This is a genomic window from Porphyrobacter sp. HT-58-2, from assembly GCF_002952215.1.
In the GTDB taxonomy this organism is placed as follows: Bacteria; Pseudomonadota; Alphaproteobacteria; order Sphingomonadales; family Sphingomonadaceae; genus Erythrobacter.
The window spans coordinates 487,056-502,601 of record NZ_CP022600.1; the positions used below are offsets into that span (position 1 = coordinate 487,056).

The 15,546-nt window shown below is 63.2% G+C and carries 19 protein-coding genes and 2 pseudogenes; 12 read left to right on the forward strand and 9 right to left on the reverse strand.

The window, feature by feature from the left end; translation table 11 throughout:
* The first annotated feature begins 18 nt into the window (after window positions 1-18).
* Entirely contained in the window at window positions 19-378 is a 360-nt protein-coding gene (locus CHX26_RS02380; protein ID WP_104943202.1) for a nuclear transport factor 2 family protein, read from the forward strand.
* On the opposite strand, the gene CHX26_RS02385 is transcribed toward CHX26_RS02380, so the two are convergent.
* The 4 genes from CHX26_RS02385 to hemE all read right to left on the reverse strand — a co-directional run bounded on the left by CHX26_RS02385 (window position 375) and on the right by hemE (window position 3,770).
* Entirely contained in the window at window positions 375-767 is a 393-nt protein-coding gene (locus CHX26_RS02385; protein ID WP_172449655.1) for a BLUF domain-containing protein, read from the reverse strand. The genes CHX26_RS02380 and CHX26_RS02385 overlap by 4 nt on opposite strands.
* A 48-nt stretch (window positions 768-815) precedes the next feature.
* Window positions 816-2,081: a transcription termination factor Rho gene (gene rho, locus CHX26_RS02390; RefSeq protein WP_104940991.1), complete on the reverse strand. Its 1,266-nt coding sequence runs from the start codon at window positions 2,079-2,081 to the stop codon at window positions 816-818.
* A gap of 224 nt (window positions 2,082-2,305) precedes the next feature.
* A complete protein-coding gene (locus CHX26_RS02395) occupies window positions 2,306-2,749 on the reverse strand; it encodes a CopD family protein (protein WP_104940992.1) in 444 nt (147 codons plus the stop codon).
* A 4-nt stretch (window positions 2,750-2,753) separates the two neighbouring features.
* Entirely contained in the window at window positions 2,754-3,770 is a 1,017-nt protein-coding gene (hemE, locus tag CHX26_RS02400; protein WP_104940993.1) for a uroporphyrinogen decarboxylase, read from the reverse strand.
* 326 nt (window positions 3,771-4,096) lie between these two features.
* Here hemE and CHX26_RS02405 point away from each other — a divergent pair, with 326 nt between their 5' ends.
* From CHX26_RS02405 to CHX26_RS02450, 10 genes and pseudogenes are all read left to right on the forward strand, one after another.
* Complete coding sequence (locus CHX26_RS02405; protein WP_104943203.1) at window positions 4,097-4,942, forward strand: pyruvate, water dikinase regulatory protein; 846 nt, start codon at window positions 4,097-4,099, stop codon at window positions 4,940-4,942.
* On the forward strand, window positions 4,939-5,532 hold the full coding sequence (locus CHX26_RS02410; RefSeq protein ID WP_104940994.1) for a Maf family nucleotide pyrophosphatase: 594 nt from the start codon (window positions 4,939-4,941) through the stop codon (window positions 5,530-5,532). Before CHX26_RS02405 ends, CHX26_RS02410 begins: the two co-directional genes overlap by 4 nt.
* Window positions 5,529-6,384, forward strand: a pseudogene (gene aroE, locus CHX26_RS02415) (shikimate dehydrogenase). The gene CHX26_RS02410 and the pseudogene aroE overlap by 4 nt, the downstream one beginning before the upstream one ends.
* On the forward strand, window positions 6,381-6,965 hold the full coding sequence (gene coaE, locus CHX26_RS02420; protein WP_104940995.1) for a dephospho-CoA kinase: 585 nt from the start codon (window positions 6,381-6,383) through the stop codon (window positions 6,963-6,965). Before aroE ends, coaE begins: the two are co-directional and overlap by 4 nt.
* Window positions 6,966-7,014: 49 nt before the next feature.
* The gene (gene dnaQ / locus CHX26_RS02425; protein ID WP_104940996.1) at window positions 7,015-7,722 is read left to right on the forward strand and encodes a DNA polymerase III subunit epsilon; all 708 of its coding nucleotides are present in this window, start codon (window positions 7,015-7,017) and stop codon (window positions 7,720-7,722) included.
* A gap of 60 nt (window positions 7,723-7,782) precedes the next feature.
* Complete coding sequence (hpf, locus tag CHX26_RS02430; protein ID WP_104940997.1) at window positions 7,783-8,349, forward strand: ribosome hibernation-promoting factor, HPF/YfiA family; 567 nt, start codon at window positions 7,783-7,785, stop codon at window positions 8,347-8,349.
* 158 nt (window positions 8,350-8,507) lie between these two features.
* Complete coding sequence (locus CHX26_RS02435) at window positions 8,508-8,969, forward strand: PTS sugar transporter subunit IIA (protein ID WP_104940998.1); 462 nt, start codon at window positions 8,508-8,510, stop codon at window positions 8,967-8,969.
* Window positions 8,970-8,987: 18 nt separating this feature from the next.
* On the forward strand, window positions 8,988-9,476 hold the full coding sequence (locus tag CHX26_RS02440; RefSeq protein ID WP_104940999.1) for a PaaI family thioesterase: 489 nt from the start codon (window positions 8,988-8,990) through the stop codon (window positions 9,474-9,476).
* Window positions 9,477-9,478: 2 nt separating this feature from the next.
* Entirely contained in the window at window positions 9,479-9,820 is a 342-nt protein-coding gene (locus tag CHX26_RS02445; RefSeq protein ID WP_104941000.1) for a DUF1491 family protein, read from the forward strand.
* Between the two features lie 192 nt (window positions 9,821-10,012).
* Complete coding sequence (locus CHX26_RS02450) at window positions 10,013-10,666, forward strand: cell wall hydrolase (protein ID WP_104941001.1); 654 nt, start codon at window positions 10,013-10,015, stop codon at window positions 10,664-10,666.
* A gap of 161 nt (window positions 10,667-10,827) precedes the next feature.
* On the opposite strand, the gene xth is transcribed toward CHX26_RS02450, so the two are convergent.
* Genes xth through CHX26_RS02465 form a run of 3 tightly spaced genes read right to left on the reverse strand, consistent with a single transcriptional unit; the run spans window position 10,828 to window position 12,463 of the window.
* On the reverse strand, window positions 10,828-11,622 hold the full coding sequence (xth, locus tag CHX26_RS02455) for an exodeoxyribonuclease III (RefSeq protein WP_104941002.1): 795 nt from the start codon (window positions 11,620-11,622) through the stop codon (window positions 10,828-10,830).
* Window positions 11,623-11,660: 38 nt separating this feature from the next.
* Entirely contained in the window at window positions 11,661-11,993 is a 333-nt protein-coding gene (locus tag CHX26_RS02460) for a HesB/IscA family protein (RefSeq protein ID WP_104941003.1), read from the reverse strand.
* A gap of 38 nt (window positions 11,994-12,031) precedes the next feature.
* Window positions 12,032-12,463: a CBS domain-containing protein gene (locus CHX26_RS02465; protein WP_104941004.1), complete on the reverse strand. Its 432-nt coding sequence runs from the start codon at window positions 12,461-12,463 to the stop codon at window positions 12,032-12,034.
* A 148-nt stretch (window positions 12,464-12,611) separates the two neighbouring features.
* On the opposite strand from CHX26_RS02465, the gene CHX26_RS02470 reads away from it, so the two are divergent.
* The gene (locus CHX26_RS02470) at window positions 12,612-12,923 is read left to right on the forward strand and encodes a hypothetical protein (RefSeq protein ID WP_104943204.1); all 312 of its coding nucleotides are present in this window, start codon (window positions 12,612-12,614) and stop codon (window positions 12,921-12,923) included.
* A 44-nt stretch (window positions 12,924-12,967) separates the two neighbouring features.
* Here CHX26_RS02470 and CHX26_RS02475 read toward each other — a convergent pair whose 3' ends face one another.
* Both CHX26_RS02475 and CHX26_RS02480 read right to left on the reverse strand, forming a co-directional pair.
* On the reverse strand, window positions 12,968-13,378 hold the full coding sequence (locus tag CHX26_RS02475; RefSeq protein ID WP_104941005.1) for a (2Fe-2S) ferredoxin domain-containing protein: 411 nt from the start codon (window positions 13,376-13,378) through the stop codon (window positions 12,968-12,970).
* 150 nt (window positions 13,379-13,528) lie between these two features.
* A pseudogene (locus CHX26_RS02480) lies at window positions 13,529-15,520 on the reverse strand (dipeptidyl-peptidase 5); the annotation flags it as partial.
* Window positions 15,521-15,546 lie beyond the last annotated feature (26 nt).

Genomic DNA, 15,546 nt, shown 5'->3' on the forward strand with positions numbered 1-15,546 from the left:
GCCCGCTGGCACACCTATATGGAAAGCGGGAGCGATCCCGCCTTGCTGTCGGAACTGCTGGCCGATGATGCAGTCTTCCATTCGCCCGTCGTGCACACCCCGCAGGTGGGGAAGCCCATCGTGATGGCCTATCTCGTCGCTGCCAGCCATACGCTGGGGAACGACAGCTTCCACTATGTCCGGGAACTTGTGGACGGGGACGAGATGATGCTTGAATTCGTCACCGAGATGGACGGGATCACGGTCAACGGAGTCGATATCATTCGCTTCAACGATGACGGAAAGATAAGCGATTTCAAGGTTATGGTTCGGCCGCTGAAAGCGATCAACAAGGTCTGGGAGATGATGGCGGCGCAGCTGGGCGCGGCCAAGGCCTAGTTCAGCACAGCGAAGTTGACGATCATCTTGCGGACTTCAGGGTCAAGGCCTTGTGGAAGGTCTCGCTCCAGCATCTCGCGACGGCTGTCGATGCTCTCGGCGATCATCACCCGCTTCATCGCCCAGTCGGGACAGGTGCGCTCAAGAATTCCGCGCTTATCGAGTACCGAAACACCGCTGTGGCGCGGGTCCGCTGTGATCGTGTCCATCAAGGCAGCGACTTCCCCCTGCTCGCCTTCAAGCAGCTGGAGAAAATTGCGGCCATTGAACAGCAAGAGCCCGGTGATACCCCGTGCCGGATTGTTGCGCGCACTGGCGGCAAGGATCGCGTCGACTTCCTCGCGCGGCAAGGTCGGCGCGGTGCTGATGTAGAGATACTGGCTTAGCACTGGTCCGACCTGTCTTTCCCGTCCCTCGCGGCCGCCCCCCGGCGGCAACTACTGATTCATCGTAGCGAAGAAGTCTTCGTTGGTCTTGGAGTCCTTCATCTTGTCGAGCAGGAATTCCATCGCATCTACGGTGCCCATCTGCATCAGGATGCGACGAAGCACCCACATCTTGCTGAGATTGTCCTTTGCAACGAGCAGTTCTTCCTTGCGGGTGCCGGACTTGCCGACATCGAGCGCCGGGAAAATGCGCTTGTCGGAAACCTTGCGATCGAGCACGATTTCCGAGTTACCGGTCCCCTTGAACTCTTCGAAGATGACTTCGTCCATACGGCTGCCGGTGTCGATCAGCGCGGTGGCGATGATGGACAGAGAGCCGCCCTCCTCGATATTGCGCGCCGCGCCGAAGAACCGCTTGGGCCGCTGGAGCGCATTGGCGTCGACACCGCCGGTCAGCACCTTGCCCGAAGACGGAACCACAGTGTTGTAGGCACGGCCGAGACGCGTGATCGAGTCGAGCAGGATCACCACGTCATGCTTGTGCTCGACCAGACGCTTGGCCTTTTCGATCACCATTTCAGCGACTTGCACGTGGCGGTTGGCAGGCTCGTCGAAGGTCGAGGAAATCACCTCACCCTTCACGGAACGCTGCATATCGGTGACTTCCTCAGGCCGTTCGTCAACCAGGAGGACGATCAGGAACACTTCCGGGTGATTGTCGGTGATCGCCTTGGCGATGTTCTGGAGCAGCACCGTCTTGCCGGTCCGCGGCGGGGCGACGATCAGGGCGCGCTGACCCTTGCCCTGCGGGGCGATGATGTCGATCACCCGCGCGCTCTTGTCCTTGACCGTCGGATCAAGCGTGTCGAGGTTGAGCTTCTGCTCAGGATAAAGCGGCGTCAGGTTGTCGAAATTGGTGCGCAGGCGAACCGCGTCGGGATCGTCGAAATTGACCTTGGCAAGGCTGGTCAGCGCAAAATAGCGCTCCCCATCGCGCGGGGCGCGGATTTCGCCCTCGACGGTGTCACCCGTGCGCAGGCCCCACTTCCTGACCTGATTGGGCGAGACATAGATATCGTCCGGCCCGGCCAGATAATTGGCCTCGGGGCTGCGCAGGAAGCCGAAGCCATCCTGCAGCACCTCGATGGTGCCGATGCCCATGATCTTTTCTTCGTATTCCTCGTCCTCGGCCAGTTCGCGCAGAATGCTGAACAGCAGGTCCTGTCGGCGCATGGTCGAGGCGCCTTCAACGCCCAGCTCTTCAGCCATCGCGACCAGTTCGGCCGGGGTCTTTCGCTTGAGGTCCTTAAGATGCATTTCTTGTTTATTCCGAAAGTCTTAGAGTGGCCGGACGGTCAGTACCGCAGTGAAACGGCGGCGCCCTTTTGGCAGGGCTGGGCTTGGGGAAAGCAGACCTTGTGCAGAGCGGACTGGCGCTCTGATACCCGGATAGGTGTTGCCGAAATAGGACTGCGCGAAGGCAAGGTCAATCGGCGATTGAAGACGGTCTGAAAGGGGGCAGGACAGGGCCTGGCGCGCTCTCAGAAGGGTTTGAGATAGACCAGCACAACCACAAGAACGAGCACAAGGCCGGGAACTTCGCCGACCATCCGCAGCTGCTTTTCAGTGAGCGGACGCGCCCCGCGGGCCATCTTCTTCGTCTGGCCCACCAGCCAGCCGTGATAGCCTGTCAGCCCGAGCACGAGGGTCAGCTTGGCATGCAGCCAGCCGTCCGAAAACCAGCCGCCCGACCATGCCATGGTCAGTCCCAAGACCCAGACGATGATGAGGCTCGGCGTCAGAATGATCGCCCGCAGCTTGCCCATCCGGGTCGCCCATTTGGCCTCCCCCGCTGAGCCCGGTTCGTGATCGAGCATGTAGATGCACTGACGCGGCAGCATGAACAATCCTGCGAGCCAGAACACCATGAAGATCACGTGCCCCGACTTCAGGAACAGGTAGATTGAGGAGAGCAGTTCCTGCATTCCCTTAGCCCCTCAGCGCCGCCAGAAGTTCCTCGACATGCGCAATCGGCGTGAATTGCCCGATCCCGTGGCCAAGGTTGAAGACATGCGGGCGATCCTCGAACGCAGCGATGATGGTCTTGACCCGCGCCGCCAGCGCCGGGCCGCCTGCTTCGAGCAACAGCGGATCGAAATTGCCCTGCACCGGCATGCCCGAAGGCAGGCTCTGGTGCGCCCAGACCGGATCAAGCGTCTCGTCAAGGCCGACCGCGTCGACGCCGGTTTCGCGGGCATAGGCCGGCAGTTTGGCTCCTGCGCCCTTGGGGAAACCGATCACCGGGGTATCGGGGTGGGACTCTTTCAGCTTCGCGGTGATGGCGGCATTGGGAGCAACAACCCATTTTTCGAACTGGTCAGGCGCAAGGCTCCCCGCCCAGCTGTCGAAAAGCTGCACCGCCTCGGCACCGGCATCGATCTGACCGCGCAGGTAGGTGACCGAGACATCGACAATCGCGTCGATAATCGCCTGAAGCCGCGCCGGATCGCGATAGGCGAGCAACCGCGCCGGGCCCTGATCCTTGGAACCCTCGCCCGCGATCATGTAGGTCGCGACCGTCCAGGGGCTTCCCGCAAAGCCCAGCATCGTTACCTTGGGGCCGATCTGCTGGCGGGTGAGACGCACGGTTTCGTACACCGGCTCGAACCGCTCGAAAGCCGGGGTGAAGCTGTCGAGCTCTACTTCGAGCAGGGTCGGCGCAAGATGCGGGCCTTCCCCTGCCTGGAAGGTCAGTCCCTGCCCCATCGCGTGCGGCACGATCAGGATGTCGGAGAACAGGATCGCCCCGTCGAACCCGAAACGCCGCAGCGGCTGGACTGTGATTTCTGCTGCAGCCTCACTGTCATAGACCAGTTCGAGGAACCCGCCTTTTTCGGCCCGCAGCTCACGATATTCCGGGAGATAGCGTCCTGCCTGTCGCATCAGCCACACGGGCGGGACGGGCTGGCGGACACCTTTGAGCGTATCGAGAAGCGGACCGGGCATAGGGTTCCTTAGATCAAAACAAATCAGTTTTTAAAAGGATTGATGGAGTCTGTTGGCCCTGTGGATAGCGGGAATTACCGGGACTTGCCCGATTACCCCCAGCTGGCCGCCATGATTCAAGCCCCCACCGAATCCGCACGGATTGGACGTCAAGCCAGCTTTATCCCCACTATTCCCAGCCTGTCGACAAAACTTGTCCTGTGTGGGCAAATACCCCGGTGAAAAGCAGATGAGCGGGTGGCAAAATCGCTCACCAGCTTGTGAGGCTTGCTCTCCCGTGGTTTATGCGGCGCTCTATCCACAGGCATCCGGCGATGAACGGGGCGATGAACCGACTCAACCTGCACCTTGTATCGGATTCGACCGGCGAGACGCTGGAAATGATCGCCAAGGCGGCGCTGGCGCAGTTCGACAACCCCAGCGTGAACCGTCATTTCTGGCCGATGGTGCGGTCCTTGCAGCATCTTGACCGGATCGTGCCAGATCTCGCCGCGCATCCGGGTCTGGTGCTTTACACGCTGGTGAACCCGGAGACCCGCAAGCGGCTGGAGGAGCATTGCCGCCATCTTGGTCTGCCTGCCGTCCCGGTGCTCGATCAGGTCACCGCCGCTTTCGAGGCACAGCTCGGGCAAGAGGCGCATGGTCGCCCTGGCCGCCAGCACATGATGGACGAAAGCTATTTCAAGCGCGTCGATGCGATTCAATACACCATCGCCCACGATGATGGCCTCGGGCATGAAGAATGGGAGGAGGCCGACATCGTGCTGGTGGGCGTTTCGCGCTCGTCCAAGACGCCGACGTCGATCTACCTTGCCAATCGCGGGTTCAAGGTCGCCAATATTCCGCTGGTGGTCGAAAGCCCCCCGCCCAAGGCCCTGTTCGGCCTCCGGCATCCGCTGGTAGTGGGTCTGACAACTTCGCCCGAACGGCTGGTGCAGATCAGGCGCAACCGCTTGCTATCGCTGAATGAAGCGACTGAAACCGCCTATGTCGACAATGATCGCGTGAAAGCGGAACTGCAATTTGCGCGGCGGATGTTCGGCGATAATGGCTGGCCGGTGATCGATGTCACGCGTCGCTCGATCGAGGAAACCGCGGCGGCGATAATCCGCCTCGCTCAGGAGCGCGACCGGCGCCCGACAAGCGTTGATGGGGTCGACAAGCCGATATGAGCAAATCCCTGATTCTCGCCAGTAAATCCGCGTCGCGCCGGGCAATGCTCGATGCGGCGGGCGTGGCCTATGAGTCGATCCCTGCCGACATTGACGAACGTGAGGTGGAGACCGGGCTGGAAGGCGCTGCCCCTGCCGAGGTGGCCGAGGCGCTGGCCGTGGCCAAGGCGGCAGCGGTCGCGGCTCTCAATCCGGGCGCGCTGGTGCTGGGATCGGATTCGCTGGTGGTGTGCAATGGCCGCCGCTTCGACAAGCCGCGCAGCCGGGAGGAAGCGGGCGAGCATCTGCGGTTCTTCTCGGGGCAGGTGATGGAGCTCCACTCCGCCGCGGCGCTGGTGAAGGACACAGGGTGCGAATGGAGCCATGCCAGTATCGCCCGCCTGCACCTGCGGGATCTTTCGGACGAATTTATCGAATATTATCTCAACCTTGAATGGCCCGCTATCGGCCACACCGTCGGCGCCTTCCGGATTGAGGGGCCGGGGGTGCAGCTGTTCTCGGCCATCGAGGGCGACCAGTTCACCGTGCTCGGCATGCCGCTGCTGCCCCTGCTCGGCGCTCTGCGCGAGGAAGGGGTTTTGATCGCATGACGAAACCCTTTGCTGAAGTGATCGGCGACCCCATCGCCCAGTCCAAGTCCCCGGTAATCCACAATTTCTGGCTCGCCAAGTTGGGGATCGAGGCGGAGTACCGGGCCTGCCATGTTCGGGCCGAAGACCTCGCCGATTACCTCGCCGCCCGCCGTGCCGACCCGCTCTGGCGTGGCTGCAACGTCACCATGCCGCACAAGCAGGCTGTGATGCCGCTGATCGACCGGATCGATCCGCCTGCCGGTGAAATTGGTGCGGTAAACACGGTGCTAAGGGGGAGCAAAGGCGAGCTAAGCGGCACCAACACTGATGCAAGCGGGTTCCTGGAGCCGCTCAGGGCCGAGCTGAAACAGGCACATCATTTCCGCATGGCGCGCATCATCGGCACCGGCGGGGCGGCACGGGCGATCATCATCGCACTGGCGAGTGAAGGCTTCACGCTGGTCGTCGCCGGGCGAGACGAGGGCAAGGCACGCGCCTTGCTCGACGAACTGGCGCCGAAGGGTGAGCACTATACCGCCCCACTTTCCCATTTCGCCGACCCGACCGATTTTGCCTTCGATGATCGCGAGGGGTGCCTCGATCTGGTGATCAACGCCTCCAGCCTTGGCATGACAGGCCAGCCCCCCGCCCTTCGACTGGAGTCATGCGCCGCCCGGTGCCATTGCCTATGATATCGTCACCGCCCCGCTCGATACGCCCTTCCTGCAAGGTGCGCGCGCCAAGGGCCTGCGCACAATCGACGGGCTGTCGATGCTGATCGGGCAGGCGGCGGTCGCTTTCGCAAAATTCTTCGGCCAGCCCGCCCCGCGCGAGTATGACGCCGAGCTGCGGGCGATCCTGACATCATGACCAAGCCAAAGATCATCGGCCTCACCGGCTCCATCGGCATGGGCAAATCGACTGTCGCACAGATGTTTGCCGATGCGGGAATCCCTGTGTTTGACGCCGATGCCGAGGTCCGCGCCATGCAGGGGCCAGGGGGCAAACTGCTCCCCGCGATCGAGGCTGCCTTCCCCGGATCGACCGGCCCCGAAGGCGTCGACCGCGACCGGCTCGGCCATCAGGTGTTTGCCGACAAGGCCGCGCTCGCCCGGCTCGAGGCCATCGTCCACCCCGCCGTGGCGGCAAAACGCGCCGCCTTTCTCGAACAGCACGCCGACAAGCGCGCGGTGGTGTTCGACATCCCGTTGCTGTTCGAACGGGGCGGGCATGAGAGCGTCGATACCATCGTCGTCGTCTCCGCGCCCGAGGAGGTGCAACGCGCCCGCGTGCTTGCGCGTTCGGGCATGACCGTGGAAAAATTCGAGCATATCTACGGGTTGCAACTCCACGACTCGGAAAAGCGCGCCCGCGCCGATCATGTCATCGACACCGGGACCAGCCTTGACGAAACCCGCGCACAGGTCGCCGCGCTGATTGGTGCAATTTGATAGCCAGCACCCCTTGCAAGTCCCCGAACTTGGGCAGATAGTCCCGCAAATGCGTGAGGTCATTTTCGACACCGAAACCACCGGACTCGATCCCAAGACAGGGGACCGGATGGTGGAAATCGGCTGCATCGAAATGGTCGGTCGGGTGGAAACGGGCCGCACTTTTCACGCCTATTTCAACCCCGAACGGGATATGCCGCCCGAAGCTGAACGGGTGCATGGCCTGTCTGCCGCCTTCCTCTCGACCAAGCCGCGTTTTGCGGAAACTGCGGCAGACTTGCTGGAATTTCTCGGTGATGCGCCGCTGGTGGCGCATAATGCCGGGTTCGATTTCGGGTTCCTCAACCACGAGCTTGAACGGGCCGGATTCACCACCATCAGCATGGAGCGCATGGTCGATACCGTCGCCATCGCGCGCAGGAAGCACCCCGGCGCGAAGCTCAGTCTGGATGCGCTTTGCACGCGTTACGGGATCGACCGGAGCCACCGGGTGAAGCACGGCGCGCTGCTTGATGCCGAACTGCTGGCGCAGGTCTATGTCGAGCTGACCGGCGGACGGCAGATCGGGCTGGGGCTCGTCCCCAGCGACACGCCTGTATCCGACAATATCGGATCAAGCGCCGCCAACGCGCCCTGGCACCGGCCTTCCGCCGACAAGCCCCGACGCGAACCTCGCCCCCATGTTGCCAGCCCGGAGGAGCTGGAACGCCATACCGCCTTCATTGCCGGCATCGCCAACGCGATCTGGACCCGCTGAGGGACGCAGCGGAACAACAATCAATCGGGATCCTCATCTCTGACGGGAGGACTAAACTTCATGGATATTCGCATTTCCGGCCACCAGATGGACACGGGCGCGGCGCTGCAGGAGCACGCCACCGATCGCCTCGGCGCGGTCGTGGACAAGTATTTCGACCGCGCGCTTTCCAGCCACGTGACCTTTGGCAAGGCTCCGGCAGGCGCGTTCAGCTGCGACATCGTGACTCACGTGATGCAGGGGCTGATCCTCAAGGCGCAGGGGCAGGCGCATGATGCCCACGTCGCTTTCGATGATGCCGTGGGCAAGATCGAAAAGCAGCTGCGCCGTTACAAGCGCCGCCTGACCGACCGTCACGAACAGGCCGATCACGCCCGTGACGAGGAAGAGGCCGCCTATACGATCTTCGCTATCGAGGAAGACGAGGAAGAAGAGGTGGTCGCCGACGCGCCGCTGGTGATCGCCGAGACTCGCGTCGACATCCCCACCGCCAGCGTTGCCGACGCGGTGATGCTGATGGACCTCAGGAACACCACCGCACTGTTTTTCAAAAATGCTGGCACGGGGCGGCATAATATGGTCTACAGGCGCGCCGATGGCTCGATCGGATGGGTTGAGCCGAAATAGGGCCGAGCAGCGCACTTGCCGTTACGGCGAGGCGCTGTTTGAAAGGCTCAGGCGGCGGCAGCAGGAGGGGCTCCGCCTCGGGCCGATCAAGTTTTTCAGGCAGGATCGGGCCGAAAAATCGCCAACGCAGGGCGCATTCAATCGGGATTGCTGAAATAATGGACGTCAATCTGGCTCTTTCCCCACAGGCGATTGCTTTCGCCCGCCTCGACTCCAAACCCAAGGTACTGACGCGAACGGCGGAACTTCTGGCCGAGGCCTATGGGCTGGACGCGAGTGAGGTGCTTGAAAACCTCGAAGCGCGTGAGGCTTTGGGCAGCACCGGCTTCGGGCGCGGGGTTGCTATCCCGCACTGTCGTTCGAAGCAGGTTCGCCGCCCGGTGCTGGCGCTGATCCGGCTGGAAGCGCCGATCGATTTTGCTGCTGCCGATTCCCGCCCGGTATCGCTGATTTGCGGGCTTGTTTCGCCCGAGAATGCCGGGGCGACGCACCTCCACGCGCTTGCAGCGATTTCGCGCCTGACCCGTGACGAGACGATGCTTCAGATGCTCGCTGATGCACCCGATACCGAAGCGGTCTATGCCCTGCTGACCAACCAGTTTCTGCGCAACGCCGCCTGACCTGCTGAAGCCTGTTCCATGCCTGCCAGTGACGAACTCTCCCCGGCAAGCGGCGCCGATCAGCATTACCGGGCGCTTGAGCGGCTCTACGCTTCGGCGCCGGTCAACGCCAAGTTCGCCTCGCAGTTGCAGATACCGGGAGAGGGGCGTTCGCGGCTGACCTTCACGGTGACGCCGGAGGATTATCACGCGGCAGGCGCGGCGCACGGCACGATCTACTTCAAGATGCTCGATGATGCGGCCTTCTATGCCGCGAACACTCTGGCAACTGACCGTTTCCTGCTGACCACCAGTTTCAACCTCCACTTCACCAAGCCGGTGCGGACCGGCACTGTCACAGCGGAAGGACGCTGGGTCAGCGGGCGCCGCCGCGTGTTTGTGGCCGAGGCGCGGCTGGTCGACGCTGAGGGTGAGGAAATTGGCCGCGGCACCGGCACCTTCATGCGCAGCCGCATCGCGCTTTCCAGCCTGCCGGGTTACGCTGCGGGCGGGGTTTCGGGGCTGTAGCCGTGGAGGGGAGGCTCCCCGCCCACCTCGAAGCGAGCGCGATCATGCGGCTTGCCCAATCGCAAGGCGGCTTTGCGGCGGTGCTGGAAAAGGGCGAACATGACGCCGGGACGATCCTGCTGGTAACCCTGTGTCGCGGGACGGGCGCGGTGCTTTACGAAAGGATGCCGCAGCTCGACGGATCGCGTTCATTTGTTGCTGCAAAGCGGGAAAACAAAGAAAATCCTACGGAATTTTCCGAGTATCTGACCCGCCGCCGCGCGCAGGACCGCGATTTATGGCTGGTTGAGGTGGATATCGCGGATCCCGAACGCTTCGTCGCAGCTTTGAACGAATATCGTTGACGTAAACGGCACCGGCGTTAACGGCCCGCGCAATTCCTCGCGCAGGCTGGCAGGGCGGCAATTCGGCCGTATCGATCAGCACGCAGACGGGGAGCGGCCGGCAGGCTTATCCGAACCCCCCTCATCCTGAAACGATCTGGACAAGGTTCCCGCCTGCGCCTGTGCGCGCTCACCGCCGAATTTGTAGAGTTCATGAGTCGCAAGACCACCACGATTGTCGCGATTGCCGCAGTGGCCTTCGCAACCACTTTGTTTCCCGGCGGCGATGATGCTGCCGCACTGGCGCAAGCCGCCACTGGACAGCTCGCCGTTTCCGCTCAGGCCGAACAGCCTGCCGAGCTCGTTCCCGAAACCCCTCTCGCCTTCGTTTCCGAGGAAGTGGTGCAACCGCTTCCTGCCGAACCCGCTGCCCCGGTGCTGACCGAGGCGGGATCGCTCACCGAGCTGGTGGGCATGATCGACACCGCCGCCCCGCTCGACAGCGAGTTGCATTGCCTTGCCGGCGCGGTCTATTTTGAGGCGCGCGGTGAACCGCTTGCCGGACAGCTGGCCGTGGCGCAGGTCATCATCAACCGCGCAGAAGACGCGCGCTTCCCGCGTTCCTATTGCGGCGTTGTCGCCCAGCCCGGCCAGTTCTCTTTCATGCGCGGCAGCCGGATGCCGCAGGTTCGCACCGGCTCGCCCGCGTGGGAACGCGCCATTGCCGTGGCCCGGATCGCGCATCAGGGCATGTGGGAATCGGAAGCCGGCGATGCGGTGTTCTTCCACGCCCGCTATGTGAAGCCCGGCTGGAGCCGCACCAAGACGCGTCTCGCCCAGATCGACACGCATATTTTCTATCGCTGATCGCTCATCCTCGCCGCGTTTCGCCCTTCGGGCGAGCGGCTGCGGGCGGGCGGTCGCCCTTGCGGCGCTGCGCGCCGTCCCCCCGCCCTCAGTTAGCGAAGCGGTAGGGCGACAAGAATGCCCTCAAGTAGCGAAGCGATAGGGCAACAGTGACTCGAGGATCAGGCTGAAAGCCTGACCCAAACAGGCGTATGGTCGCTCGCCTTCTCGCGTCCGCGATAGGCCTTGTCGACGCCGCAGGCCTCCATCCGGTCAGCGCATTCTGGCGAGAGCAGGATGTGATCGATCCGGAAGCCATGATCGCGCTGCCAGGCCCCCGCCTGATAGTCCCAGTACGTCCACACCCCGCCGCGCGGATTGTGGGTGCGGATCGCGTCGGTCCAGCCATCGGCGAGAAAGCGCGCATAGGCGGCGCGGCTTTCGGGCTGCATCAGCGCATCGTCCTGCATCGCTTTCACTGACCACACGTCATCATCATGCGGAATGACGTTGAAATCGCCGAGCACCACTGCGGGAACTTCCTCGGCCCAAATCTGCGCCATGCGCTCGCGCAACTTCGCCATCCACGCCAGCTTGTAGGTGAATTTCGGCCCCGGATGTGGGTTGCCATTGGGGAGGTAGAGGCAGGCGACGCGCACGCCCGACACGTCGGCTTCGAGGTAACGCGCCTGTTCGTCATCGCCCTCATTCGGGCCGGGGATGCCCAGACCCCGCTGCACTTCGGTGAGGGTGTAGCCCGCGCGGGTATCAACGAGGATCGCAACCCCGTTGAAGCTTTTCTGACCGTGCCAGATCGCGCTGTAGCCGATCGCCTCGAAGTCCGCAGCGGGAAAGCCTTCGTCCTGCGTCTTGATTTCCTGCAGGCAGGCGGCTGCGGGGCGGGTTTCCTCGAGCCATTCGATGAGGCGCGGGCCGCGCGCCTTGATGCCGTTGATGTTGAAGGTGGCGATTTTCATGGGCGCCCTGATGCCGCAAAGCGCAGCGCCCGTCTAACCTAAATCCCGAAGCTGGCCCCGCAACCGCAACCGGCGGCGGCCTGGGGGTTTTCGACCTTGAAAGCCGCGCCGCCCAGCGATTCGACGAAATCGACCGTGCTGCCCGCGATCAGATCGAGGCTCATGGGGTCGACCACCAGCTTGACGCCATCCGTCTCCGAGATGGAATCGTCCGCTTCAGGTGCGTCGGCAAGGTCGAACTTGTACTGAAAGCCCGAACATCCCCCGCCTTCGACCGCAAGTCGCAGGATCGCCGGACGCGATTGCTTGCTGGCGATGAAGGCCACACGCTTGGCGGCGGACGGGGTGAGGATCAGGGGCTCGGCAGTCATGACAGCAATTTAGGCCTGAATTGCCCTGCTCTCAAGGGTCAGACCGCCTGAATGTAATTGCGCAGCGCCTCGGCCTCGTGCTGCACCTCGTCCATCTTGTGCTTCACGAGGTCGCCAATCGATATGAAGGCGACCAGCGCGCCGTCCTCGACCACCGGAAAGTGGCGGAAGCGGCGGCGGGTCATCATGCCCAAGGCCTCGTCGATGGTGGTGCCGGGTTCGACCGTGATCGCAGGTGAGGTCATGATCTCGCCCACTGGCAGATCGAGGCATTCGCGCCCCTTGTCGGCAAGGCGGTAGATCACGTCGCGTTCGGACACGATGCCCACCACCCGGCCATCGCGCAGCACTGGCAGCGCCCCGATGCGTCGGTTCGCGAGCGTCTGCACGACTTGCGAAACCGGGGTCGAAACGTCGCAGGCGATGATGTCCGAAGGGCCGCGCTGTTCGATGATTCGGGCGATGTTCATGACCGACTCCCTCTCTCTGGGATCAGGAAGGTGACACGTTTGCTGCGAAAAGGCGAATCCGCCCGCCGCGCCGGGATTGCACCCCTTGAACGCCCCGTTGCAGCTTTCGCGCGTTGCCAAGCGCCCGCGCGCACGGCATGGCGGGGGCATGGCTCGCAAGTCTCCGCTCGATGATCCTGTAAACGCCGCCCACGCCTGGGCGCGCTACCGCCAGATCATGAAATGGCTGCTCGCCGCGACGGTGCTGACTGTCGCGATCGCGATGGGTCTGCTGTTTGCCTATAACGGCATGATTTCCGTTCATTTCTACATCGCGGTGGCGCTCGGTATCAGCCTGACGATGCTGCTCGGTGGGGGCTTGATGGGGCTGGTGTTCCTCAGCAACGGCACCGGCCACGACGAATCGGTCGACAATCAGATGCCAAGCCGGGACGAATTCTGGAGCCCGAAAGAGGACTGAGGGGGGGTTCGAGCCCTGTCGCCGCTCGAGGCGAATGGAACTGCTTAGGCAGGAAGGAGTCGAAATTCCTCCACCGGAACCCCGCCGATCAGGTGTTCTTGAATGACTCGCTCCAGCACTTCGGGGCTGCACGAGTGGTACCACACCCCGTCCGGCCACACGACCGCGACCGGGCCTGCCGCGCAAATTTGCAGGCAATCGGCCTTGCTCCGCTGCACCCCGCCGCCCGGCCCGCGCTTGCTTTCTTCATTGCGCAACGGGCCGACAAGGCCGAGTTCCTTCAGCCGCGACTTGAGAAAGCCCCAGGCCTCCTCCCCCGCCTCGCGTGAGCAGCATTTCTGCTTTTCGGACAGCGCGCACAGCATGATGTGGCGCGTGATGGCCGTCCCCCGCGCCGGGTCGCCGAAATGCTTGTTGAGCGAATGGCGCGCGGATTCGAGTTCCTTGCGGCTCATTCCGGCTTGTCCCGCTTCAGCCAGCGATCCAGCCACGCAAACACGGTATTGTGCCATTGCAGCGAGTTCTTCGCGCCGAGTACCCAGTGGTTTTTCATCCGGGAAAACGAGCAATTGCGCCGGGATGTCGCGCTGGCGCAGGATGGTGAAGGCGCCGAGGCCCTGCGTATAGGGTACGCGGAAGTCCTTTTCTCCCAGCACCACCAGCATCGGGGTCTGCCACTTGTCGACGTGGTTGGCGGGGTTCCACTTCTCGTAGGTTTCGCGCGCGTCTTCGTAGGAGCCGCCGAAATCCCAGTGCGGGAACCACAATTCTTCCGTGGAATGGGCGAAGGCGCGGTTGTCGAACAAGCCGTTGTGATTGACGAGGCAGGCGAAGCGGTCAGCCCATTGTCCGGCGATCCAGTTGACCATGTAGCCGCCATAACTCGCCCCCATCGCGCAGGCGCGGCTGCCGTCAATCTGCCGGTCGAGTGTCAGCGCGGCGTCGAGCCCCTTTTTCAGGTCTTCCAGCGGCTTGCCACCCCAATCACGGTTGATCGCATCGGTGAAGTCCTGCCCGTATCCGGTGCTGCCGTGGAAATCGATCGAGATCACGGCATAGCCTTGACTGGCGGTGACGCGCGGGTTCCAGCGGGTTGACCAGCTGTCGTTGAAGCTCCCCTGCGGGCCGCCGTGGATGTAGAGGATTGCCGGGATCGGCCCTTGCTGATCGGCAAGCCGGGTGATCTGGCCCCACACCGTATCGCCATTGGCACCGGCAAAGCTGAAGCGCCGGGTGACGATATTGGCCATCTGGCCCATCCGACTGGTTGCCACATCGGTCAAGGGGCGCGCCTGTCCTCCGGCGTCCGACAGGAACAGTTCCGCCGGCGCCCCCAGCGAATCGCGCGTGAACAGCATACCCCCGCCCGGAAGCGGTACGAGATTGGCAATATGCGCCTCGTTCCCGGCCATCAGGTTCAGTTCGGTCACCTTGCCGCTTGCCGGGTCGATGCTGAAGGCTGGCGTGTCGAGCACCTTCTGCGCGGTGGCGATCAGGCGCTTGCCGTCGGCACTCCATGTCAGGCTGCCGAAGCTCAGGTCGGTCGCCTGCGTCAGGTTGCGGGCCTTGCCTGTCTTCAGATCGAGCAGTCGCACGGACAGCCGGTCGGCCTCGTAGGTCGGGCGGTCCATCGCCAGCCATGCAAGATAACGGCCATCGGGTGATGGGGCAGGCATGGTGTCGGTCGCCTGATTGTCTGCCGTCAAAAGGCGCGGCGCGGCGCCGGAAAGGTCGGAGACATAGAGGTCTAGATTGGTCGAGGTCGGTTCGGCTGCGTTCGAGAGTCGTGCGGTGAAATAGAGCCGTGATCCATCGGGCGCGAAGGCAATGTCCTCACCTCCGCCAAAGGGAAGGATCGGGGTGTCGGCGGTGATGCCGGTGGCAGGATCGCGGCCGTCGACCGGCACTCCATCGCTCTGCACCGCCCCATCCTTGAGCGGAAAGACAAAGACGCGGTTATGCACACCCGGCGTTGCCCAGCGGTCCCAGTGACGCACGAAGCCATCCTTGGCGTCATAGAGCCGACCAGTGCCGGGGCCGGGCAGGTGCTTGGGGTTCGCGTCGGCGCAGCCAAAGGTCGGGCATTCGCGCGGAATTTCCCCCCATAGTGCGATGGCGCTGCCATTGGGGGCGAGTTTGAACCCCGCGACATCGGCATGGGGGAACCCCGCGACGAGCTGTGGCTGGCCCACCGTTCCGTCCTTGGCCAGCGTGGTGCGCCACACTCTGCTGCGCGGCTCGACACCTTCGCCTTGCGGGTGTTCGCCGCTGAGGAAAAAGAGCTGGTCGTCGCTGCCGAAGGCAAGATCCGACGCCCGGATCGGCAGGGCAAGCGGGATGGGAGCGGCGCCGGGGTTCCCGAGGTCGATCACATAATGCGTTGGTGAGCGCTTGAGGGTGGCCGGATCGGTGACCGTGACACTGAAGACCGCAAGTGTCCCCGCCGCATTGACCGCTGGCGCCCCCAGACGCGGGAGGGTGACGAGATCCTCGGCACTCATCGGCGGCGCGGTGACGCCGGGGACATCCTGTGCCGCAAGCGGCGTGGCTGAAAGAACGGCGGCGACAACAGCGCCGAAAGCAAGAATGTTTCGCATGGGAAGCGGGATTAGCCCGCCTTGTC